The following is a 23,590-nucleotide window of genomic DNA, read 5'->3' on the forward strand; positions in this document are numbered from 1 at the left end:
TTAAAATTTATAATTCAAAATTTAAAATAGCTTTTCAAAATATCTTCTTTTCGCTAATAAGATCATTGATTACATCAGCAACTTCTATAAAATGGTTTAACTTTTCTTCTGATATATTTTTCTTAACTACTTCGTTGAATTTTAAAACAGTAATTTTTGATTGCTCTCTCATTTGTTTGCCTAAATCGGTTAGGTATATTTGAACACCGCGACCGTCATCCGGATTTTTCTTTCTGATGATTAATCCTTTTTCTTCTAATGTTTTTAGGGTTCGCGTAAGGCTTGTAGGTTCCATTCCCATTCTTGTGCTTATCGCTGTTGATGGAGTTCCGTATTCTCTATCGATACTTAACAGTGCAAATCCAATTGCCATAGAACCTTCAAATTTGGAAGCTTCTTCGTTATACATTCTGGACACCGCTTGCCAAGTTGCACGAAGTATGTAATCTATAGTTTTGTCTTTCATATGTACTACATCGATTTCTATCGAGAAATCAAATATAGTAAAAATTTATTATGCACGCATAGTATTTGTGTTAAATTTTATCCTTTTCAAAATTGAATTTAAATGAAATATAGTTTTCTAGAGGCTATTTGTAGAATGAATAACTCTTTGAGGAAAAGGAATACTGATTTTATTGTCATTAAAAGCTTTGAATAATGCAATTCGGTAATCACTTTTGATTTTTTCTATTCTGAAAATTTCGTCAGACCAAAAGAAAATCCCAAAATCTAAAGAAGAATCTCCAAATTCTTTTAAACGAACAAAGGTTTCTGGGTCTTTTTTAATTTTATCAAATGTGCTGGCTACTTCCAACATTATTTTGATTACGTGATCTACATCAGAATTATAATCTACGCCAACTGCGATTTCAAATCTAGAAGTTATTTCGCTGTGCGTCCAATTGATTAAGTGTTTTCGGGTCAAATCGGTATTGGGCAAGATAATATATTTATCATCTCTGGTGAAAACGGTTGTCGTTCGTAAATTAATCTCCTGAACTTGACAAATTAAGCCATCGATATCCAATATATCTCCAACTTTAATGGAGGAATCTATCAAAATGATTAAACCGGAAATATAATCACTGAATAAGTTTTGCATACCCAATCCGAAACCAACTAAAAGTGCTGCCGAACCCGCTAAAAGGACCGAAACATCAAATCCAACAACTCTTAAACCATAGATAAAAGCAAATATGATTATTACATATTTCGTCAGTGTATAAATAGAAAACTTCTTGGGTTCATCAAAACGATGAGACTTATAAATGCTTAATCGAATTATTTTCAGGATGACAATAAGTACAAATAGTAAAGCAAACAATTTTACAAAGGTTGCAATCTTTAATGTAAAACCATCAATATTAAAAAGGGTATAATCAAAAATCTCGTTCATAATCTAATCATTACATTATTAAGCGCACTCCACCCAAATCGGAAACACGATACGAGAATTTATCACCGGGTGAACCAATGAACATAAAGTTTTTAGGAATTTTCCATTTTTCTGAAAGTTCATCAATTAGTTCAGGTCCAAAAACGCCATCAATTTCTAGGAATTCTATATGAATTTCGGGATAGGCTCTGTCCAAAACCTCTAAATCGATTTTCAATTTATCGTTAGAATGATCATCAGTTATCACATTGACAATTTTTAGTCTTTTGGTAGTTTCGTTGTCTTGAACGTACTGCATTACTTTATTCAAAATGGCAACATTATCACCTTTGGTAAAAAATACAAATTCTTGCGAATTAATTTTTGCATGAAGTTTGTTCAAAAAGCGACTACTTTTCACGGCTATTTTTCGTAGGGGTTTATAAAAATATTCCATAGCATTAATGCTGAATTCAATTAGAATTCCTCTATTGAGCATGATTAAAATAAAGATGAAAGCTGGAATAAGATATTTAGTAAAAGTGTAAAATGAATTCTCATTCAAAATATAATTTCCCCAAAAAGCAACAAGTATAAACGAAATCGCAATAACTACAGATATTCCCCGCGCTTTCTCTGGACGTGGTAATTTTTTACGTTTAAATTTTAATAGTAAATTTCCAATTCCGAATAAAGCCATTACAGCCAAAAATGAAAAAGTATATACGCCTGCTAATGATTCTAAGGCTCCTTTAGTTACAATTAATACAGAAATACACAGGATTAAGAAGCTTATGATGATTCTATAATTGGATCCTCTTTTATTTACTTTCAAAAAGTAGTTTGGTAATATTCGGTCTAACGTCATTCTTTTTAGCAATCCGGAAACTCCTACAAAAGAAGTCAAAACGGCACCACAAAGTACAAATACTGCATCTATGGAGATCAGGTACGAAAGCCAGTTACCGCCAGTGGTATGGCCTAAATAAGCCAATAATGATTCCTTGTGCTCTCCCAATTGCGCCATAGGAATAATGGCAATTATTAGTAAAGCAATCATCGGATTGAAAAACGTTACAATAGCCCACATGTTGCGCAATGTTTTTGGGAAAACGCCTTTTTCTTGTTCTTCTACAAAATTAGCTGAGCTCTCAAAACCTGAAATTCCGAGCATTGCAGCCGAGAATCCTAAGAATAATGTGTATATAAAACTTTGGTTGGTTTGCGGTAGTTCCCAATTGAGGTGAAAGGTTCCGAGTCCATTCCAAAAAATGAATAAAATAGAGGTTCCAACCAATAGTACCAAAGAAAAAAGGTGAAAAATAAAAATTCCAACAGCTACTTTAGCGGATTCACCAATACCAATTATGGCTAAGACGGTAAAGAGTACTAAAACAATTATAGTTGCTATTGGAACCGAAATGACATTGACAATATGATCGAGATAGTGTATGGCTTCAGTTGCAGAGATTACTGCTGTGGCCATATAAGAAAGCACCGTTAATATGGCTGCAAATGAGGCCATTTTTTTTGTAGAAGTATTCAGCAATACATTGTAAGCACCACCATTTAAGGGTAAGGCTCCGACTACTTCACCGTAAATTTTTCGGAATAAGAACAATACAACACCAACAATTAAAAGTGAGATCCAAGCATATTGTCCGGCGTAACCAATAGTTAAAGCAGAAACGTACAAACACGATGAACTGATATCATTCCCACAAATGGCTGTGGATTCTAATTCGTTTAATTTTTTATGGATTTTATTTACCATGTTGGTGTAATGATTTTTAAAAAACGTCTTTTGGATTATAAATTACCGTTATTATTTTAATTCTTCGATTAAGGAGGATTCAAACTCATCGTAAGCTACATCTTCTCTAGACAACCAGTATTCTGAAGTAATAAGTTGAAAATTCGTGTTGTCCTCATTTTTTAATTCCCAGATAATACTTTCCGCATCCGGAAAATCGATTGTTGTTGTTAGCTGTTCTTCAAATAATCGGATTATTATATTTCGTGGAGATAAACCTTTATATAGGATTTTTAAAATTTGTCCTTTGGTAAATTCAGTCCTATTTTCAGTAGTGCTAATCGAAAATTTTAAAAGCGTAGCTTTTGCATTTGGGAATGTACCATTAAAAGCTTTATACAACATTTGATTGATATTGAATAATGTATAATGCAAAGAAATATCGGGATATTCTTCCGAAATTTTATCCAATAACATTTCATGCGATAGTTGATCAATTTGACCTGCATTTAATTGCTCAGAAAGTTTATATTCTAATACTATTTTGGCAGCATCGGCAGGCTCAAAATCAGCAATTGCCATTTGCAACATACCCCATAAATTTTCTGTTTTTATGCTTTGGGAATCTGGAAAATTAAACAATTCTAAAAGTTTTTTATAGTCATCAACGCTCCAGTAATTTGGAATTTCCTCAAGGGATTCTATGGTGTTAATTTGTATTTTGTAAGTCATATCTATTTACTAATTTAGTAGTTGTGTTTTCTGTTTTAAGTGAGGGCTTCTCCTAATTTTAAGCGATAGCGCTTTTATGTACTGATTTTTTGTCGACCTCGAGGCTGCCTTAAACGGTATAAAAAAAAGGTTTCAATCTGTTTATAGCTTTACTTAGTAATTTAATCTTTAGCTCTTCAAAGAAATTTTCTTGTGCACCATCAGCTAAATTCGACTTTTTAGACCTATTCTTTAGATGTAATTGGATTTCGGCGCTTATAAAATTGTTGCATTTTTGATGAAATAGTATTAGTGCATCTTTTTGTTTTAAAAGTTCATAAAACTTTTCGTGTTTACCCTCGAGTTTGTTTATAAGAATAGCCATGCTGATGTTTTTGTTGATTTCCATTTGGTTTAATTTGCTACTTCTTTTTCTTTAGTGAACATCAAACCCATCATCATTAAAAAAGCACCAATGATAATGACTTGTATTAACAATGAATCATTAATAAAATCAATCTTTTTTGTAATTGGTATTGACAAGAAAAGCATAATGGTTATTAAGCCTCTAGGTGCAATGAAAAGTAGTGGTGTAATTTCTGTTTTAGTCACTATCAATTGAATAAATCGGATTAAAATTATTAGTGCTACAATTCCTAAAGCAAATGGTAAGGTGTCAAGATTCAGTAAAGTTTCTGCACTGATGGTATATCCAAAAAGAATAAAAAATATGGTACGTACTAAAAAAGCAGCTTCTGCAATTAGTTTACTAAAGCCTTTTACTTCTTCATTTAACAGTTTAGGTTGTAGTTTTTTGATGAAAGAAAATCGGTGTAATTCATCTAAATTATTTAGGAATAATCCAAAAATCAATATAAATAATAAGGCTGGTAAATGATAAATTTTGGCAATTTCATAAATTAAAATGATCATTACCATGATCGGAATAAATTTTACGTGATGGTCAATCTTTTTGATAACAAAAGCCAATCCGATACTGGCGACAAGCGATATGACTAACATTATTAGAATCTGACCAAAAAACACTAAAAAAGAACCTATGCTAACGGTTTCATTGGACAGAAAGAAATTGAACAACACGACTCCCAATATATCGGAAAAACTACTTTCATATACTACAAATTCCTTCTTTTCATCGGATAAATTTTGAACACTCGGAATCGCAATAGCACTGCTAATTATGCAAAACGGAATAGCATTAATAAAGCTCCACATTAAACTTGCTCCAGTGTAATAATTAATGCCAAAGCCAATGATTAAAAACAATATTAGTAACGGCACTACTGCAGATAATAATGATTTTGTAAGGATGGCTTTTTTCTTTTTATTGAGTTCTAAATCTAATCCGGCTTCTAAAACTATTAGAATTAGTCCGATTGAACCTATTGCGGGAAGTAAGAAATCCAAATTTGGAATACCAATCTTAAAAAAATCTACGGCATATTTAATTAAATAGCCCATGATTAACAATATGATTACCGTTGGGATTTTGGTGCGTTTGGAACTTAAATCAAATGCATAAGCCACCAAAACAAGCACACTTAAGGTAATAATTAAAGAGGTAGTCATAAAAATTTATATTTTAACAAAGCTAGTCATTTAAGATTTGGAATTCTAACACACGCTTAACGTAGCAAGTGGCGTGTATCCCAAATGTAGTTCATCTGGCTGATTGACAAGTTCTTTAGAGACAATAATTCGGCAGGTATTTTTATCAAATACCATCAAGATTTCTTCAACGGGATAAATTTCATCCACATCAAGTGCCTATTTGCTATCGACATGTGCTGCAGCTCCTTTGAAACCATAGTTTGAATAAAAAGATGTTTTCTTAGAAAATTTAATGGCTTCCTTTAAATTTCTTGCAGCAAATAGCCCTCTGAAATGATATTCTTGAAATTTGCCATTCTTGTACCCACCAAGATTGACGAAGAACAATGATATAGCGCTTTTCGTACTATTTAGATCAATTTTAGGAAAGACTTTTATTCTAAACCCATTTACATTGGTCACTTCGCGCCAACAATCTATATGAAGATTAGTTGCTTCTGGCCAAAAGTTTTTTAGGGCTGGAATTACATCAGCAACTTTTTGACCTATTCCAAAAAAAATATCATGCTGTGCCGTATATCGATTGGGAAGTCTGCCGCCAATTAAAAAGAAAAACAGTTTATATTCCATTATTTATTTTTCTGTTAAGTAGGTTTATCCCAAATTATTTCTTTCGAGTATTAATTATTATCGAAGGTTTCATGCCATCTCTATTGGCACCATTTTGATCGAGAATAAGTACTTGAGTTCGTAAAATGTTTTTTGGTTCAATCATAAAAGTGTCTAAATCATCAATCATTAAGTCATTCACCATAACATTTATAGCTTTAGCATTTCGCAAGGATTCGTTTTCTAATTTAATCTTATCCACCAATTTTTGCAAGGTGATTGCTCCGTTTTGTTTATCAGCCACTGCTTTTTCAGTACTGCTGGAATTTGGCTGCGAAAAGGCAGTAAGTGAAAGTAAAGCAAGGAAGATAGTAAGTGTTCGTTTAATCATTTTTCTTTAATAAATATAGATTTACAGAATAGCAAAGCTGTTAAAAAAAGCTCAAACTTCAAAAAATAGAAATACTATTCTTCTATATAGTTACTTTAATTTTCTAAAATTCAACAGTATTAAAAATCGTATTGGAGCCGCCTTCTACATTAATATTTCGTCTAGTGATTGGTGTCGCGGGCAACATAGGTGTAATAGTTACTTGGTAACTTCCTGGAGGTAGGCCTGCTATTTTAAAATTTCCGTTGGAGTTACTGCTGGTGGAATACTTTATATTAGAAGATGATGTTGCACTTATTATTGCCAACGATGTATTTCGAGTAGTTCCCGAAATACTTCCTGTGAGCAGCTTGTCTACAATTCTAAGTACGGGTTTTAATTTGTAGGTATTATTTCCGGTAGCTACTATTGAAGCGTAGGCATCAAAATCGATTAGAATTTCATTATCAATAGTATTTTTTAAATTTTGATTTACCGTAACTTTTAAACCCAATTGATCTTGACTTGGAGTTACTAATGGATAACTGTTATTATTTAAAACAACAGTATTGTTTGGGCCTAATAGCAGTCGGATTTGTTTTACTTCGGGATTACTAAGGTAGCTGGAAGCCAAAAGCATATTGGTGCCGTTGGATAGTTCCAGAAGATTTATAATTCCGGCGGCCGTCGTTAAGTTTACTGTTTTTCCGCTTCCATCTATAATTGAAACGCCACGGATATCGACATTTACCTTAGTGTAAGGTCCAGGTGCATCAGTCATACGAACTTTATAGAAGTACTTTCCATTAAGAGACGTTGTTTCGTCGGCGCAGGAACTTGCGGTACTTAGACCAGCAAAGATTAATAGAGTACCAAATAGCTTTTTCATTGCACTAATTTTTAGATTTGGATTTACAAAGTTGGTTATTTAAACCGGTTATCAGTTACACTATCGCAGTGAATTTTTATAAAATTTTATAAAAAAAATGTCCGCGATAATATCGCGGACATTTCTAGTACTAAAAGAAATTGATTTAGTAAGCCGTTTTTAATTCGACCCTTCTGTTTTTAGCTTTACCTAAAGATGTTTTATTACTAGCTATTGGTTTAGTTTCACCATAACCTGTGGCTGTTAATCTAGATTCGTTAATACCTTTGCTTGTCAAATATTTTTTAACCGATTCCGTTCTTTTTTGAGAAAGCGTTTGGTTAAAGGCATCTGATCCATCACTATCCGTGTGACCATCTATTGCTAAACTTGCAGCATCGTATTTGTTTAAGATTTTTACCAATTCATCTAGTAATGTTAATGAAGCTACTTTTAGTTTATCACTTCCCGTTTCAAAGAACAATTTACTTCCGATGTAATTGATTCTAACTACGTCTTGTTTTGCAATTTCTGGACAACCTTTGTTTTCCATAGTTCCTTTTACTTTTGGACAACGGTCATCGATATCCGCTACACCATCTCCATCACTATCAGGACATCCTTTTAAACTTACCGGACCGGCAACATCAGGACAACGGTCTTCATCATTTGAAACACCATCTTTATCAGTATCTAAAGCACAACCTGTTGCATCTACTTTAGTTCCTGATTTTGTATTTGGACATTTATCATCTATATCGGCAACCCCATCACCATCAGCATCTGGACATCCTTTAAGAGCGATTGTTCCTTTTACATCAGGGCAACGATCTTCTGCATCACTTACACCATCATTGTCTTTATCTGGGCAACCATTCATAGCTGCAGTTCCAGCAACATCAGGACAAGTATCTAAATAATCGGCAACCCCATCTTTATCTTTGTCAAGTGGACATCCATTTTTATCAACGGCAACATTGGGTGGAGTGTCTGGACATTTATCTCTGTTGTCAGAAACGCCATCATTATCAGAATCTTTTCCTTTACCAAAATTATAAGTAAGACCTGCAGAATGCAATAAATAATCTTCCTTTGAATTACCTGCTACAACACCATCACGAGCGTCGTTATTAGTAAACATAAAGGTTTCTTGTAGATTCAAGGTTAAAGCAGGAGTCAGTCGGATGTTAAATCCACCACCAGCAGTTGGCATAGCGGAATCAATTTTTTCTTTGTGAAAGTTTAATTGGTTATCAAATAAAATTACACCAATACCACCAAATACGTAAGGACTAATAATGTAGTCAGATCCGAGAGGTTTGATTCTTAAGTTTACGTTCGCAGCACTAAAATCACCTTTAAATCCTGTAACACTACTGTCATATCCAAGGGTACCACGATTGAATGCCGCATTAATGTCCATATATTTAAAAAGATATCTAGATACATTTATTCCACCAAAACCATACATAGTTTTATCGGTTTGGTACCAATCTCTACCTAAATCACCGTTATATTGGATAACTCCGCCTTGTACTCCGAAACTCCATTTTCTGTCTTGAGTCTGAGCTGTTGTTGCAAGTGCTGATATGAGGCAAACACTTAGCATTAAAAGTTTTTTCATTTTCTTGTTTTTTATTTAAAATTAGATAGGACAAATTTCATGTGTAATGGTGAATTCTTTGTTATATAAATTTGCGTTTAGTTTATGATATTCGCACTTTGTCTTTAAATAAAAATTAAAAAACCCTGCTGCATAAAGGACTGCGGTAGGGTTTAAATGTTTGAAGTACGCTATATTAACTAATTAATCTTGACTATTTGGGTTAATTGATGTCTTTCTTGAAGAATTTAAATCAACGCTGACAATTTCATTTATAGATGGAAATTTAACTTCCAATTTTTTGATGTGATCTCTTATATATTTAGTTTGTAATGTTAGTATTTCTTTTAATTCCGTTGTTTTTGCAGTACTCATAATCATTTTTAAAGCGATAAGGGTTTGTTTTTCATACCAATAAATTTCTCGTAATTCGATCATTGATTTTTTATATAAAATTTCGTTCTCGATACTGTTATTACTCTTCAGTGTACTGCTTTCCATTTGATTTTCATTGACATTTGTGTTGTAGTTGACAGATTTGTTTTTCATATTGCAAATTTTATAAGCTTTATATTTGGACAATAAGTTTGATTTTTTTGTTCCGTAAAGCCTGATTACAGTACAAAGTTGGAATAAAATACTTTATTATTGTTATATTATTTAACACCTATTTTTTACAATTCACATGCCGACAAGTACCCTATTTAAACAAATAATCTATTCATAAAAGTGCATAAAAAAAGCTTCTTGATTAAGAAGCTTATATAGAAGAGAATTGGTCGTATCTAATTGTTGCCATAAATTTTGTGAAACAAATTGATGTATTTTTCCATTACAATTTTACGTTTTAGTTTCATTGTAGGGGTTAAATGTCCGGCCTGAACAGTCCATAAATCGGGAGTCAATTCAAACTTCTTGATTTTTTCCCAATTCCCAAATTTCTCATTCACACCATCTACTTCTTGTTGGATGCGACTGATTACTTCTCTATTGGAAATTATATCTTGATTGGTTGTTCCGATGTTCAGTTTGTGCAGTTTTGCCCATTCTTTTACAAATTCAAAATTAGGTTGAATAAACGCGGCAGGCATTTTTTGTCCATCACCAATAACCATTATTTGCTCAATAAAACGCGATTGTTTCATGGCATTCTCTAAAAGTTGAGGTGCAATGTATTTTCCGCCAGATGTTTTGAACATCTCTTTTTTACGGTCTGTAATCTTTAGGAAACCATCCGAATCTACTTCGCCAATATCGCCCGTATGGAAATAGCCATCCACAATCGCTTCTTTGGTCAATACTTCATCTTTATAATAGCCCAACATTACGTTTGGACCTTTACATAAGATTTCGCCATCGGCTGCAATTTTAACTTCAACATTTCGAATGATTCTTCCGGCGGTTCCAATCTTAAAACCCGTGTTTCGCATATCATTCACAGAAATTACGGGTGAAGTTTCCGTCAATCCATAGCCTTCCATTACATAGATTTCTGCTGCAGCAAATATCCGAGCTAAACGCGGTTGCAGTGCGGCACTTCCGTTGACAATCAAATCTAATTTTCCACCTAAACCTTCTTTCCATTTGCTGAAAATAAGTTTACGTGCAATTTTTAATTGAAATTCGTACCAAGCACCATTCGCACCATATGGTTCGTACTTTAATCCAATATCTACGGCCCAGAAAAACAACCTCTTCTTGATTCCAGTAAGTTCAGAACCTTTTGCAATAATCTTCTCATAAACCTTCTCGATCAGTCGCGGAACACCGGTCATTACTGTTGGATTAATTTCTTTAATATTATCAGAAATTTTTTCTAACGATTCACCAAAGTAAATCGAACAACCATAAAACTGATAGATATAGGTTACCATTCGCTCATAAATATGGCAGATTGGCAAGAAACTCAGTGCGCGACTTTTCCCAGGAGTGAACGGAATTCTATCCGCGCTGTCCAAAACATTGGAAACAATATTATTGTGGGAAAGCATAACGCCTTTTGGTCTTCCAGTGGTTCCCGAAGTATAAATTATTGTAGCTAATTCTAATGGTTTAACATTGTTTTTTCGATCCTCAACCACATCTTGATTGCTTTCGTCTTTTCCTAATTCCAATAGTTCCGCCCAGTTTTTACAATCTGCTATTTGGTTGAAAGAATATACTTCTTTTAGCTCTGGAACATTAGCCTTTATTTGATTTAATTTTCCCAAAACTTCCTCATCGGAAACAAAACAGTACATCGCTTCCGAGTGGTTTAAAATGTATTCGTAATCCGTTTCTGAAATAGTTGGATAAATAGGAACGGTTTGAGCTCCTGTTTGTAAAACACCAATATCCATTATATGCCATTCCGTTCTGTTATTAGACGAAATTATGGCAATCTTATCGTTTTTTTGAATTCCCATCCGCAGCAAAGCTCTTGAAATAGTATTTGCTTTTTCAAGGTATTCCTTTGTTGAGGTTTTAATCCATTGACCGTTTTGTTTTGTAACTAAAGCGTCTGGTAGATTGTATTTTTCTAGTTGATGGTATGGAAAATCAAAAAGTCTTGTGATTGGAGTCATTATGGTGCTAATTTTACCGCAAATTAATTAATATTAGTTTGATGCACAATAATAATTTAAAATATAAAGAAATTAGCACTGAAATATGTAGTTTTGCTATCCGTAATTTTATTATTTAGATGAAAAAATACCCACGTTTAAACGAATATAAGGTACTCGCTTTACGAATTTTACTGGCTTATGTTTTTTATTCTATAGCACGCATTTTATTCTACTTTTACAACAGTTCTTTAATAAAAGTGAATAGCCTAACCGATTTTTTAAGTCTTTGTTACCACGGACTGGCTTTTGACACCACTACAATTTTGTATGTAAACGGATTGTTTATTTTGGTTTCCATTTTGCCTTTCGTAACCAATACCCACAAACGCTTTCAGAAAGTGGTTTTCTATATTTACTTCGTAACCAATTTGCTTGCGTTTTCTGCCAATTTCATTGATTTTATTTATTACCGCTATACGTTCAGCAGAAGTACAAGAGCTTCGCTCGACACGCTTCAAAATGAACAAAATAAACTGCTTTTGTTGGGTAATTTTTTACTGAATTATTGGCATGTGTTTGTATTCTTTATTGTTTTAGCTCTTGTTTGGATTTGGCTTTATAAAAAAATTAAACTTTCAGATACTAAGCAGCATCCCAATATACCGTATTTTGCTTTTTCAACGGTAAGTTTCGTTTTGATTGCAGCGCTTTGCATTGGCGGAATTCGAGGAGATTTCAAGAAAAGTACCCGTCCAATTAATATTTTGGATGCGAGCCGATTTACTAAAAATACCAGTCAAGCTGATGTGGTGCTTAACACTCCTTTTGCTATCATTAGAACGTGGAATACCAATACGTTTCAAAAAGTTAATCTGGTTTCAAAAGTGCAGATTGATAGTTTATTAGTGCCTATAAAACAGTACAAAAACAATCCTTCTACCAAACCCAATATTGTTATTTTTCTACTTGAAAGTTTTGCTCGAGAATACAATGGCGCTTTCAATAAAGGAATAAAAATTCCAAATTATGAAGGTTACACGCCTTTTGTAGATTCATTAGCGCAACATAGTATGATTTACACTAATGCGTATGCTAATGGTTGGAAATCAATTCACGGGGTTTCTTCGGTAATTGCTGGAATTCCTTCCTTTCAAAATGCCTTTACTTCATCGCCTTTTCCGCAGCAGAAAATTGAATCTTTGGTTTCCATCTTGAAAAGCGAAGGGTATGATACTTCCTTTTTTCATGGCGCACCCAACGGTTCTATGGGTTTCTTAGGTTTCGGAAACATTCTGGGTTACGATCAGTACTACGGTAAAACCGAATATAATAATGATGCCGATTTTGATGGCGTATGGGGTATTTGGGATGAACCTTTTTTCCAGTATTTCAACAAAACACTATCGAAGAAAAAAACGCCTTTTATGGCAACTTTATTCTCGGTTTCTTCACACGAACCTTACAATATACCTGAGAAATATGAAGGTAAATTTCCAAAAGGAAAAGTAAATATTAACGAAAGTATTGGCTACACCGATATGGCACTGCAGAAATTTTTTGCTTCAGCTATAAAAGAATCTTGGTACAAAAATACGATTTTCGTATTAGTTGCTGATCACGGAAATACGATTGCTTACGATGAATACCGAAAGGAATTTATGAAGAATACGGTACCTATATTATTCTTTTCGCCAGATGAAAAATACGTTGGTGTGAATAATGATTGGGCACAACAGATTGATATTTATCCAACACTTATTGATATGATTGGGTATCAAAAACCCTTTAGAAGTTGGGGTAGAAGCTTAATCAACGATAAACAAGTGGCGCCTTTCGTAATCAAATACGGTTCAAATATGTATCAGTTTATGAGTGGGAATTACATCTGCACCTTTGATGGAAAGAAAGCTACTGGGTTTTATGATAAGAACGATAAGGCGATGGAAAATAATCTAATTTCTAACCGAAATTCCGAAATGAATGCAATCGAATTACGATGCAAAGCCTTTGTTCAGGATTATATGGAACGTGTGATTGATAAACGTTTGACTACAGTTAAATAACCCGATTTTTTCTTATCATTCCTTTGAAGGCTCAAATGCAGAATTAAGCAAATATACGGATGCAATTCCGCCGCTGTCGAAAGGAAAAAAGTGAGCGACTTTTATCGTTGAAACGAATTGCCTCAGACTTTAAGAAGCCTTTTTTAGCGGATGCTTGCATCAGGGACCATGATTTTAATGGATTGCCTAGACGGTATTTTTCATAAAAAATTCCATTTAGTTAGATATAAAATTAATAATATTTTCAATTACTTTTTTGTCACCTAGAATTTTTCGATGCCCTAATTTTTCTGTGATGAGAATTTCTCCTTTTTGCAAATTCTGGTAAATATTGTAAGCGGCTTTGACTGGAATTTCTTGATCGTTTTCGTCGTGAATGATAAAAACTGGGATTTGAATGGATTGCGCTGCAAAATTTGCGGAATATCGTTCCATATCAATGCCGTTTTTTTTCTCAAAATGAATTTTCATCCGACTTGCAATTTCTGATTTTAGCTCTAATTTTAAAACAAAATCATTTATTATATCCTGAATAATATCGCCGCTTCCAATAATCACTGCTTTTTTTAAACTTAATTCTTGTGTAATAGCATTTAAAATTGACATTCCGCCGAGTGAATGTCCAATGGCAAACTCAAATGGTCCAAATTGCTTTTCAATTTCAATAATAGAAGCAATAAATTCGGGCATTAGCGTTGTTTTACTTTCTGATTTTCCGTGTGCAGGAGCGTCAAAACTGATGGTTGAGAATTTATTTAAAAGTAATTCGTCAGCAATTTTGAAAAGTTGGGTTCCTCTTCCAGACCAACCATGCACTAAGAGTATTTTCTTTTCGCTTTCACCATATTGATACACAACAATATCTTTATTGATTTGGGGAATAAAAAGTTTTGATTGTTTGCTAGTTTTTTCCATTTCTAATTCTCTCTTCGGAATTTTATGTTTTACTGGCGTTGTGAATAATTTAGCTGCAAAGAATGTTGCTAATTTTGGGGAAATTGCTTGTAATAGTTTAGCCGTTCGCGTAATTGCTTTCGGAATTTGCAACGATTGACTGGGGATTTCGACTTTTTTTGTCATTTCAATAAAATTTTAATGCAATTTATTATTTAAACTATTTTTCTCTAAATTACAACTTTTTAAAATTACGATAAAATGCAAAACCAAACCCGAATAATTATTGAAAACGTTTCACCACAACTTGACGGTGGCGCTTTTTTTATCAAAAGAATAGTTGGTCAAAAAGTAACTGTTACTGCGAATGTTTTTTCTGATGGACACGATGTTATTGCCTGTAGTGTAAAGTTTAAGCTCGAAAAAGATAAAAAGTGGCAAGAAATCAGAATGGTGGAAATCGGAAATGATGAATGGAGAGCCGAATTTAAAGTCGATAAGCAAGGATTTTATAGTTATTTAGTGGAAGGTTGGGTTGATTATGCGTTGAATTGGCAACACGGAACACAACGAAAAATTGAAGATAATCAACACGTAAAATCAGAATTGCTGGAAGGCGCCGAATATTGTCAAGCAATTTTAAAAGAAGTAAGTGCTGTTGAGAAAACATATCTCAACACCGTAATAAGAGCATTTCAAGACGAAAAACAATACAATAAAGCTATTGCAATTGCTTTGTCTCCCGAATTACATACCATATTTCAACAATACCCAACACGAACTTTAGCTAATGCTTCGGCTGAATTGAAGATCTATGTGGATCGGAAAAAAGCATTATTCAGCACTTGGTATGAATTTTTTCCACGTTCGGCATCACAAGAAATTGGCAAACACGGAACCTTTAAAGATTGCGAAAAGCTTTTGTCCAGAGTTTCGGCGATGGGATTTGATACTTTATATTTTCCGCCGATTCATCCTATTGGAGAAGTCAATAGAAAAGGCAAAAATAATGCTACAAACGCTCAAGAGGGCGATGTAGGTTCACCTTGGGGAATTGGTTCTCATAAAGGTGGACACAAATCGACACATCCCGAATTGGGTACGATAGCCGATTTTAAATCATTGGTTAAAACAGCAAAATCAATGGGAATTGAAGTAGCAATGGATTACGCTTTGCAAGCTGCACCAGATCATCCGTATGTGAAAGATTTTCCACAATGGTTCAAATGGCGTCCCGATGGAACCGTACAATATGCAGAAAATCCACCAAAGAAATACCAAGATATTCAACCTATTTATTTTGAAAGTGGCGATTGGAAAAATCTGTGGAAAGAGTTGCTTGATGTAGCCTTGTTTTGGGTTGAAGAATGCGATATTAAAGTTTTTAGAGTTGATAATCCACATACGAAACCCTTTTATTTTTGGGGTTGGCTTATCGCCGAAATCAAGAAAAAACATCCGGATGTATTGTTCTTGGCGGAAGCTTTTACGCGTCCGAAGATTATGCACGAATTGGCTAAACAAGGTTTTACACAATCCTACACTTATTTTACGTGGAGAAATACCAAAGCTGAATTGATTGAATATGTTGAAGAATTAACTAAAACCGAACAAAGCGAATTTTTCAGACCTAATTTCTGGCCCAATACACCTGATATTCTGCCGTATGCATTGCAAAGTGGTAACGAAAGTGTGTATCTACACAAGTACTTTTTGGCTGCGACCTTGAGTTCGAGTGTTGGAATTTACGGACCGGTTTATGAATACATGGTTTCGGAAGCGATGCCAGGAAAAGAGGAATATCACAATTCTGAGAAATACGAAGTGGTACATTGGGATTGGACGGTTGAGAACAAATTGGTGACTGTTATTTCACGTTTGAATAAAATTCGACACGAACAACCTTCATTACAACAAACGAATAATATTCAGTTCTGTGCTACTGATAACGATCAAGTTTTGGCCTACTATAAATACGATGATGACAAGTTAGATGAAACGCTGATGATTTGCAGTATTGATCCGTATTATGCCAAACAAGCATGGGTTCAATTGCCATTAAAAGCATTGGGGATTCAGCCCGGACAATCTATAAGAGTGATTGAATTGATAACAGGAAACAGCTATATTTGGGATAAAGAGTGGAATTTTGTAGAATTAAATCCAGTATTGCCCTTCCATTTGTTTAAAATTCAGAAATAAGGGAAAAGGTATAAGCAATAAGTGAAAAGAAAATAGTACATAAATTATGGACAATACCAACCAAGATACTTTTACCACTCCGTTTATTTTTAAAACCGATTGGAAAAATGCTTTTGAAGACGAAGAGTTTATCAAAGTTTTTTCTTCGGATATTTTAGAACAATATATCATCAATAAGCGATGGTATGGTGGAAAAGCGAGTACTTTAAAATATATAGAAGTTGTAGATTATTTCAAAATTTCTTCTAAGAAAAATAGTTATTACGGCGTGCTTTTGGAAGTGAATTTCAAGGAAGCTTTCTATCAGCATTACTTTATGCCTTTGGCTTTTATGGCTGAAGAAGAATTGGATACAAGCACTATAATTGCGCCTGTTAAAATGGGCAATCAGCAAGGTTTTTTAGTGGATGCGTTACATCAGGAAGACTTTAGAAAACTGTTGTTTGAAAATATCGTTCAGTCAAAAAATAATACCGATTTAAAGTTGGTATTTCATAAAGGAATCAAGTTTGAGGATAAAGAATATCACTCCTCAAAATTTATGGGCGTGGAGCAAAGCAATACGTCCATTATTTATAATGATGCTTTTGTTTTAAAGATTTTTAGACGCATTTATGTCAGTACTAATCCCGATTACGAAATCAGCCGTTTTCTTACTGAGAAAATGCATTTTCAGAGTTCGCCTGCTTACGTTGGGAGCATTAGTTTGGCTTTGCCCGAAGGAAATATTACTTTAGGTTTGATGCAGGAATTAGTTGAAAATCAAGGAGACGCTTGGCAGTTTATGCTCGAAGAAATTGATGTTGTTTTTAGTAATTTGAAAACGAAGAAGATTAAAATAGATAAGCTTCCCGATATTCCGTTGTTTAAAAGAGTGAAGATTAATGAAATTCCACCTGAAATTATTGATTGGGTCGGATTGAGTTTGTTTCTTCGATTGCAGACTTTAGCAAAACGTACGGCAGAAATGCACATTGCATTGGGCGGAGACATTCACGATACGGCTTTTACACCAACGACTTATAACGGAGATTATACGGTTTGGCTGAAAAACAGAATGTTGTATCAGTTTCAAAACCGATTGAATATTATTGAAAATAGTTTGCACAAATTGGACGGATTGGCCTTAGAATTAGCCCATCAGTTTATGGAAAACAAGAAAATGGTGCGTAAACATTTTGTCGATTTCGATTGGACGAAAATGAAATCAGAGCGCATCCGAATTCACGGTGATTATCATTTGGGACAAATATTGGTCAACGGAGATGATTTTTATCTACTTGATTTTGAAGGTGAACCCGAAAGTACGATTCGGGATCGTAAAGTGAAACAACCACCATTGAAAGATGTTGCCGGATTGTTTCGTTCGTTTCATTACGCCATTTATGCGACGATTTTCAACAACAAAGACAAATATCCGTTTGAACAAGACCAACTTTTTAAGGCTGCTGAAATTTTGTTTAACTACTTTGTTGGCTGTTTCCTGGAAACTTATGTTGAGAAAGCGCAAGCAGGAAATTTGAACATTGGTTACAACCATGAAATTGATTTTCTATTAAAATATTGCTTGATTGAAAAAGCAGTTTACGAACTGGGTTACGAACTAAACTCGCGTCCGCGTTGGGCAGTTATTCCGTTGCGAGGAATTCAGAGTATAATGGGTTACTAAAAATAATTATTAATTAATTTGGAGCAATTCCCGCTTTTCGTTCTATCTTTTTAAAGCTGACAGGTTTTAAAAACCTGTCAGCTTTAAAAAGGATGCCACTACAATCGGGGCTAAAAAGGATTTTAATTGAGTATAGTTTAAAAATAATTAAAGCCCTTCGACTGCGCTCAGGGTGACAGAGCGCAGAGATGAGCGGACATTGTTTATTAAAGAAAATAGAATTAGATATAGAATTTGTCATCCCGAGCGCAGTCGAGGGAACTTAAAAATGAGAGATGAAATTTTATTATGTTTACATATTACGATGCAATGATAATACTCTTTACACTGGGATTACAAATGATTTAGAAAGAAGAGTAAATGAACATAATGATGGAAGATTGCCCGATGCATATACTTTTAGAAGAAGACCAGTAGTATTGCCATGGTATCAGGATTTTATGGAGCCAAATCAAGCTATTTATTTTGAAAAGAAGTTGAAAGGTTGGTCGAAAGCTAAAAGAGAAGCACTGATTAAAGGAGATTTTGATATGATTGAAACATTGGCGGAGTGCAGAAATGCAACGCATTATAAATATAAGCCATAAACTAAAAGCCTTCGACTGCGCTCAGGGTGACAACAGAGATATTGGATAAAGTCCTTCGACTTTAGTTTATGCTGAGCGTAGCCGAAGTACTCAGGATGACAGAAAGTAGAAGTTAAAAATTTTAATTTTACAAAAGACAAAACCCAATTAGCCCCGATTGAAGTGGCACGCAGTAGAACGGAAAGCGGGAAAATGGATACCAAAGGAGCGGGAACGATTCGCTTCGAGAAAATAATAAAAATTAATTTGAGCCCTTCGACTGCGCTCAGGGTGACAAAAAAATAAAACTCAATAACAAAACAACAATGAACCAAGTACAAACATATTCGCTTTTTACTGATTTTGATATTGATTTATTCAAGGCAGGAAAGCATTTTAGATTATACGAAAAAATGGGTGCGCACCTAATGGAAGTCAACGGTATCAAAGGCGTTTACTTTGCGGTTTGGGCTCCGTCGGCACGTTCGGTTTCGGTGGTTGGTGATTTTAACTATTGGATTCAGGGCGAGCATCAGTTGAATGTGCGTTGGGATGCTTCAGGTATTTGGGAAGGATTTATTCCAGGTGTTGAAAAGGGCACGACGTATAAATACAAAATCCAATCGAATAATGGCGGCATCATTACGGAGAAAGCCGATCCGTTTGCTTTATACTGCGAACATCCGCCACAAACCGCTTCGGTGATTTGGGATTTGGATTATAAATGGAAAGACAAAAAATGGATGGATACCCGAAAAGAGAAGAATGGTTTAGACAAACCCTATTCGGTGTATGAAGTGCATTTGGGTTCGTGGAAACGAAATGCGGAAGGTAAGTTTTTGACGTATCTTGAACTTGCGGTAGATTTGGTAAACTATGTAAAAGAAACGGGTTTTACGCACGTCGAATTTATGCCAATAATGGAATATCCGTACGATCCTTCTTGGGGTTATCAGTTGGTGGGTTATTTTGCACCCACATCACGATTTGGAAAACCACAGGATTTTATGGTTCTGGTAGATGCCTTGCATCAAGCTGGAATTGGAGTAATTTTGGATTGGGTTCCGTCGCATTTTCCCGATGATGCGCATGGTTTAGGATTTTTTGACGGTTCGAATTTATACGAGCATCCCGACAGACGAAAAGGATATCATCCCGATTGGAAGAGTTTGGTGTTCAATTATGGAAGAAATGAAGTGCGCTCGTTCTTGATTAGTAATGCGATTTTTTGGTTGAAAAATTACCATGCTGATGGATTAAGAGTTGACGCGGTTGCATCGATGTTATACTTGGATTATTCAAGAAAAGACGGTGAATGGGAACCCAACATTTATGGTGGAAGAGAAAACTTAGATACGATTAGTTTCCTAAAAGATTTTAACGAAGCGGTTTATCTAGATTTTCCGGATACGCAGACCATAGCTGAAGAAAGTACGAGTTTTCCAATGGTTTCGCGACCTACATTTATTGGTGGTTTAGGCTTTGGGATGAAATGGATGATGGGTTGGATGCACGATACATTGCAGTATTTCAAAAAAGAAAGTGTGTATAGAAAGTTTCATCAAAATGATTTGACGTTCTCGATGACGTATGCGTTCACAGAGAATTTTATGTTGCCCTTATCGCACGACGAAGTGGTATATGGTAAACAATCCATTTTGGGCAGAATGACTGGTGACGAATGGCAGAAATTTGCGAATCTGAGGTTGTTGTACGGCTATATGTTTACGCATCCGGGAACGAATTTATTGTTTATGGGTTCTGAATTTGGACAAAGTGCCGAATGGAATTTTGAAGGAAGTTTGGATTGGCATTTGTTGCAATTTGGGTATCACGACGGCATCAAAAAATGCATCACCGATTTGAACGCCTTGTATAAAAATAATCCGGCTTTGTACGAAAAGCAATTCAGCGCTGAAGGGTTTGAATGGATTAATTATTCGGATAGTGAAAATGCGGTTCTGAGTTACATCCGTAAAGGAAATAATGAGAAAGAAAGTTTGATTATAGTATGCAACTTCACACCAGTCGTGCGAGATAATTACAGAATTGGTCTTCCGACAAAAGGCAAACTAACTCAAATATTCAATTCCGACAGTACAGAATATGGTGGAAGCGGCGTAGTAATGACCAAACCCATAAAAATTGACAAAGAACCTTGGAACGGCAGGGAGTTTTCGGCTTCGTTAGTTTTGCCGCCGTTGGGAGTTTCAGTTTATAAAATTTCTTAAAATCAATTCTAAACCTGTCAAATTTCTAAAATCTGACAGGTTTAGTTTTTTATCACCAATCGCAAACGTTATAGTTAAAAACTCCTCGAATAAGTTGTCAAGTTTTGATTTCATCTTTGTAAATTTGGCCCCATTGACACTAAAAAAGCACTATGATTACCAATCAAGAACTTGAATTTAAAGGCGATCAATTCCCTTCCCAAATAGTTAGTTATAATCAGGATGTGGACAGCATCTATTTCAATACTGATAATAATGTAATTCTGAAAATTACCATACTTCGCGATAGTTTAATTCGTTTTCGATACACTACCAAAGGGTATTTTAGTAACGATTTTTCATATGCTATTGATAAAACGCAATCGCACGGTTACAACCAACTAGAAGTTGTGGAAGAGTCGCATTATTATTTGATAAAAACCAGCAAAGTTTTTTGTAAAATACAGAAGAAAGATCTAAAAGTATCGATTCATGATATTGATGGTTTTACGATTTTAGAAGATGAAATCGGCTTTCATTGGGAAGAACATTATGAATTTGGTGGAAATATTGTAAAGATGAGTAAAGCGTCAAAAGACGGCGAAAGTTTTTACGGAATGGGAGACAAGCCCACACATTTGAACCTGAAAGGAAAGCGTATTGAAAATTGGGCAACCGATCAATATGCTTTTAATAAAGATCAGGAACCTTTGTACAAAGTCGTGCCTTTTTATATCGGATTGCACAATCACAAGTCTTACGGGATTTTCTTTGACAATACTTTTAGAACTTTTTTTGATTTCTGTCATGAAAAAAGAAATGTAACTAGTTTTTGGGCCGAAGGTGGCGAAATGAATTATTACTTCATTTACGGTCCCAAAATGGCAGATGTAGTTACCACATATACGCATTTAACTGGGAAACCTGAATTACCACCAATGTGGACTTTAGGGTATCACCAATGTAAATGGAGTTATTATCCTGAGAGTAAGGTAAAAGAAGTTACTAAGAAATTTCGGGAACTTAAAATCCCGTGTGATGCCATTTATTTGGACATTGATTATATGGAAGGTTTTCGCTGTTTTACTTGGAGTAAAGAATATTTTCCTGACCCAAAACGAATGGTTGCCGAATTAGCTAAAGACGGATTCAAAACCGTAGTTATCATCGATCCGGGAATCAAAATCGACAAGGATTATTGGGTGTATCAGGAAGCTTTGAAAAATGATTACTTCTGTAAACGTGCCGATGGTCCTTATATGAAGGGGAAAGTTTGGCCTGGCGAATGTAATTTCCCAGATTATACGAATCCTGAAGTTAGAGAATGGTGGGCGGGATTGTTTAAAGAATTGATTTCGGATATTGGAGTAAAAGGGGTGTGGAATGATATGAACGAACCCGCTGTCATGGATGTTCCGGGGAAAACTTTTCCATATGATGTTCGTCACGATTACGATGGAAATCCTTGCAGTCACCGAAAAGCGCATAATATATACGGAACACAAATGGCGAGAGCAACCTATGAAGGAGTGAAACGTTTTGTATATCCAAAAAGACCATTTATAATTACGCGTTCGGCATATTCTGGCGCGCAACGGTATACTTCGTCTTGGACTGGAGATAATGTGGCGAGTTGGGAACATTTATGGATTGCTAATATTCAAATGCAACGCATGTCAATGTCGGGAATGGGATTCACGGGTTCAGATATTGGTGGATTTGCGGAGCAGCCTTCTGGCGAATTGTATGCTAGATGGATACAGTTGGGCGTTTTTCATCCTTTTTGTAGAACGCATTCTTCTGGAGATCACGGCGAACAAGAACCTTGGTCTTTTGGAGAAGAGGTAATTGATATCACTCGAAAATTTGTTGAATTGCGCTACCAATTATTGCCGTATTTATATACGATGTTCTGGCAATATGTGAATGAAGGTACGCCAATGTTGAAACCTTTGGTATATTTCGATCAGGATGACATGCACACGCATTATAGAACGGACGAATTTATTTTTGGGAATCAGATTTTGGTTTGCCCAATATTAGAGCCGAATGCTTTAGGAAGAAGAATGTACATCCCGAAAGGAAATTGGTACAACTTCTGGACTAATGAATTGGTTATTGGCGAAAAGGAACTTTGGGTAAAAACTGATTTTGATCAAATTCCGATTTTCATTAAAGCAGGAGCGATTATTCCAAAATACCCAGTGCAGCAATACGTTGGGGAATTACAATTTGACGAACTGACTTTGGATGTTTATTACAAATTAGGAAAAGAAAAATCCGTTGTTTATGAAGATGCCGAAGATGGTTACGATTATAACAAAGGTAGATTTTCATTGCGAACATTTTCATTAAACGGAAAAGAAAAAGAGCTTATCATTCAACAACATAAAGAAGGAAGTTTTGAAACGGGGTATTCCAATTTTAACATCAACTTGAAAGCATTGCCTTTTAAAGTGCAGAGAATTGAGGTTGATAACGAAATAATCGCGTTAAATTCTGTTCAATTTAACATTGATAACACATTGAGATTATATAAAGATTTCACGGTATTACATATTTTTGGAGCGTAAAAA

The 23,590-nt window shown here is 34.8% G+C and carries 19 protein-coding genes; 6 read left to right on the forward strand and 13 right to left on the reverse strand.

All coding sequences use genetic code 11. The annotated features are described in order from the left end of the window. Positions 1–34: 34 nt before the first annotated feature. The 12 genes from PSU83_RS07575 to PSU83_RS07630 all read right to left on the reverse strand — a co-directional run bounded on the left by PSU83_RS07575 (position 35) and on the right by PSU83_RS07630 (position 11,428). A complete protein-coding gene (locus PSU83_RS07575; RefSeq protein ID WP_300588488.1) occupies positions 35–466 on the reverse strand; it encodes a MarR family transcriptional regulator in 432 nt (143 codons plus the stop codon). Positions 467–583: 117 nt separating this feature from the next. After that, positions 584–1,399, reverse strand: coding sequence for a mechanosensitive ion channel domain-containing protein (locus PSU83_RS07580; protein WP_300588490.1), 816 nt, complete (start codon positions 1,397–1,399; stop codon positions 584–586). A 10-nt stretch (positions 1,400–1,409) separates the two neighbouring features. Next, the gene (locus PSU83_RS07585; RefSeq protein ID WP_300588492.1) at positions 1,410–3,152 is read right to left on the reverse strand and encodes an APC family permease; all 1,743 of its coding nucleotides are present in this window, start codon (positions 3,150–3,152) and stop codon (positions 1,410–1,412) included. A 51-nt stretch (positions 3,153–3,203) separates the two neighbouring features. Then, positions 3,204–3,863, reverse strand: coding sequence for a hypothetical protein (locus PSU83_RS07590; protein WP_300588494.1), 660 nt, complete (start codon positions 3,861–3,863; stop codon positions 3,204–3,206). Between the two features lie 109 nt (positions 3,864–3,972). Beyond that, positions 3,973–4,251 (reverse strand): hypothetical protein, encoded by a 279-nt coding sequence (locus PSU83_RS07595; RefSeq protein WP_300588496.1) that lies wholly within the window; start codon positions 4,249–4,251, stop codon positions 3,973–3,975. Between the two features lie 5 nt (positions 4,252–4,256). Beyond that, positions 4,257–5,432, reverse strand: coding sequence for a cation:proton antiporter (locus PSU83_RS07600; protein ID WP_300588498.1), 1,176 nt, complete (start codon positions 5,430–5,432; stop codon positions 4,257–4,259). A 198-nt stretch (positions 5,433–5,630) separates the two neighbouring features. Continuing rightward, the gene (locus tag PSU83_RS07605) at positions 5,631–6,044 is read right to left on the reverse strand and encodes a DUF1543 domain-containing protein (protein ID WP_300588500.1); all 414 of its coding nucleotides are present in this window, start codon (positions 6,042–6,044) and stop codon (positions 5,631–5,633) included. 34 nt (positions 6,045–6,078) lie between these two features. After that, complete coding sequence (locus PSU83_RS07610; RefSeq protein ID WP_300588502.1) at positions 6,079–6,414, reverse strand: hypothetical protein; 336 nt, start codon at positions 6,412–6,414, stop codon at positions 6,079–6,081. A gap of 103 nt (positions 6,415–6,517) precedes the next feature. Beyond that, positions 6,518–7,282 (reverse strand): DUF4382 domain-containing protein, encoded by a 765-nt coding sequence (locus tag PSU83_RS07615; protein ID WP_300588504.1) that lies wholly within the window; start codon positions 7,280–7,282, stop codon positions 6,518–6,520. A 145-nt stretch (positions 7,283–7,427) separates the two neighbouring features. Further along, positions 7,428–8,885 carry an OmpA family protein gene (locus PSU83_RS07620; protein ID WP_300588506.1) on the reverse strand — a complete coding sequence of 486 codons (1,458 nt, stop codon included), beginning with the start codon at positions 8,883–8,885 and terminating at the stop codon, positions 7,428–7,430. Between the two features lie 183 nt (positions 8,886–9,068). After that, the gene (locus PSU83_RS07625) at positions 9,069–9,413 is read right to left on the reverse strand and encodes a DUF892 family protein (protein WP_300588507.1); all 345 of its coding nucleotides are present in this window, start codon (positions 9,411–9,413) and stop codon (positions 9,069–9,071) included. A 236-nt stretch (positions 9,414–9,649) separates the two neighbouring features. Further along, the gene (locus PSU83_RS07630; protein ID WP_300588509.1) at positions 9,650–11,428 is read right to left on the reverse strand and encodes a long-chain fatty acid--CoA ligase; all 1,779 of its coding nucleotides are present in this window, start codon (positions 11,426–11,428) and stop codon (positions 9,650–9,652) included. A 119-nt stretch (positions 11,429–11,547) separates the two neighbouring features. Here PSU83_RS07630 and PSU83_RS07635 point away from each other — a divergent pair, with 119 nt between their 5' ends. Then, positions 11,548–13,473, forward strand: a complete 1,926-nt coding sequence (locus PSU83_RS07635) for an LTA synthase family protein (protein WP_300588511.1) — start codon at positions 11,548–11,550, stop codon at positions 13,471–13,473. Positions 13,474–13,689: 216 nt separating this feature from the next. Here PSU83_RS07635 and PSU83_RS07640 read toward each other — a convergent pair whose 3' ends face one another. Further along, positions 13,690–14,553 (reverse strand): alpha/beta hydrolase, encoded by an 864-nt coding sequence (locus PSU83_RS07640; protein WP_300588513.1) that lies wholly within the window; start codon positions 14,551–14,553, stop codon positions 13,690–13,692. Positions 14,554–14,628: 75 nt separating this feature from the next. Between PSU83_RS07640 and PSU83_RS07645 the strand changes: the two genes are divergently transcribed. From PSU83_RS07645 to PSU83_RS07665, 5 genes are all read left to right on the forward strand, one after another. Further along, a complete protein-coding gene (locus PSU83_RS07645) occupies positions 14,629–16,569 on the forward strand; it encodes an alpha-1,4-glucan--maltose-1-phosphate maltosyltransferase (protein WP_300588515.1) in 1,941 nt (646 codons plus the stop codon). A gap of 46 nt (positions 16,570–16,615) precedes the next feature. Further along, positions 16,616–18,238 carry a trehalose synthase gene (locus tag PSU83_RS07650; RefSeq protein WP_300588517.1) on the forward strand — a complete coding sequence of 541 codons (1,623 nt, stop codon included), beginning with the start codon at positions 16,616–16,618 and terminating at the stop codon, positions 18,236–18,238. A 275-nt stretch (positions 18,239–18,513) separates the two neighbouring features. Then, positions 18,514–18,825, forward strand: a complete 312-nt coding sequence (locus tag PSU83_RS07655) for a GIY-YIG nuclease family protein (RefSeq protein ID WP_300588519.1) — start codon at positions 18,514–18,516, stop codon at positions 18,823–18,825. A gap of 305 nt (positions 18,826–19,130) precedes the next feature. Continuing rightward, entirely contained in the window at positions 19,131–21,035 is a 1,905-nt protein-coding gene (gene glgB / locus PSU83_RS07660) for a 1,4-alpha-glucan branching protein GlgB (RefSeq protein ID WP_300588521.1), read from the forward strand. A gap of 152 nt (positions 21,036–21,187) precedes the next feature. Further along, positions 21,188–23,587, forward strand: coding sequence for a glycoside hydrolase family 31 protein (locus PSU83_RS07665; protein WP_300588523.1), 2,400 nt, complete (start codon positions 21,188–21,190; stop codon positions 23,585–23,587). Positions 23,588–23,590: the final 3 nt, after the last annotated feature.

Source organism: Flavobacterium sp. (assembly GCF_029945805.1).
Lineage (GTDB): Bacteria > Bacteroidota > Bacteroidia > Flavobacteriales > Flavobacteriaceae > Flavobacterium.

What these genes read in the sequence shown, in the direction of transcription:
- PSU83_RS07600 (WP_300588498.1), bottom strand. Translation starts at nt 5,432, where the DNA reads ATGACTACCTCTTTAATTATTACCTTAAGTGTGCTTGTTTTGGTGGCT.
- PSU83_RS07640 (WP_300588513.1), bottom strand. Translation starts at nt 14,553, where the DNA reads ATGACAAAAAAAGTCGAAATCCCCAGTCAATCGTTGCAAATTCCGAAA.
- PSU83_RS07575 (WP_300588488.1), bottom strand. Translation starts at nt 466, where the DNA reads ATGAAAGACAAAACTATAGATTACATACTTCGTGCAACTTGGCAAGCG.
- PSU83_RS07645 (WP_300588515.1), top strand. Translation starts at nt 14,629, where the DNA reads ATGCAAAACCAAACCCGAATAATTATTGAAAACGTTTCACCACAACTT.
- glgB (WP_300588521.1), top strand. Translation starts at nt 19,131, where the DNA reads ATGAACCAAGTACAAACATATTCGCTTTTTACTGATTTTGATATTGAT.
- PSU83_RS07615 (WP_300588504.1), bottom strand. Translation starts at nt 7,282, where the DNA reads ATGAAAAAGCTATTTGGTACTCTATTAATCTTTGCTGGTCTAAGTACC.
- PSU83_RS07590 (WP_300588494.1), bottom strand. Translation starts at nt 3,863, where the DNA reads ATGACTTACAAAATACAAATTAACACCATAGAATCCCTTGAGGAAATT.
- PSU83_RS07665 (WP_300588523.1), top strand. Translation starts at nt 21,188, where the DNA reads ATGATTACCAATCAAGAACTTGAATTTAAAGGCGATCAATTCCCTTCC.
- PSU83_RS07655 (WP_300588519.1), top strand. Translation starts at nt 18,514, where the DNA reads ATGAAATTTTATTATGTTTACATATTACGATGCAATGATAATACTCTT.
- PSU83_RS07595 (WP_300588496.1), bottom strand. Translation starts at nt 4,251, where the DNA reads ATGGAAATCAACAAAAACATCAGCATGGCTATTCTTATAAACAAACTC.
- PSU83_RS07650 (WP_300588517.1), top strand. Translation starts at nt 16,616, where the DNA reads ATGGACAATACCAACCAAGATACTTTTACCACTCCGTTTATTTTTAAA.
- PSU83_RS07605 (WP_300588500.1), bottom strand. Translation starts at nt 6,044, where the DNA reads ATGGAATATAAACTGTTTTTCTTTTTAATTGGCGGCAGACTTCCCAAT.
- PSU83_RS07580 (WP_300588490.1), bottom strand. Translation starts at nt 1,399, where the DNA reads ATGAACGAGATTTTTGATTATACCCTTTTTAATATTGATGGTTTTACA.
- PSU83_RS07620 (WP_300588506.1), bottom strand. Translation starts at nt 8,885, where the DNA reads ATGAAAAAACTTTTAATGCTAAGTGTTTGCCTCATATCAGCACTTGCA.
- PSU83_RS07585 (WP_300588492.1), bottom strand. Translation starts at nt 3,152, where the DNA reads ATGGTAAATAAAATCCATAAAAAATTAAACGAATTAGAATCCACAGCC.
- PSU83_RS07635 (WP_300588511.1), top strand. Translation starts at nt 11,548, where the DNA reads ATGAAAAAATACCCACGTTTAAACGAATATAAGGTACTCGCTTTACGA.
- PSU83_RS07610 (WP_300588502.1), bottom strand. Translation starts at nt 6,414, where the DNA reads ATGATTAAACGAACACTTACTATCTTCCTTGCTTTACTTTCACTTACT.
- PSU83_RS07630 (WP_300588509.1), bottom strand. Translation starts at nt 11,428, where the DNA reads ATGACTCCAATCACAAGACTTTTTGATTTTCCATACCATCAACTAGAA.
- PSU83_RS07625 (WP_300588507.1), bottom strand. Translation starts at nt 9,413, where the DNA reads ATGAAAAACAAATCTGTCAACTACAACACAAATGTCAATGAAAATCAA.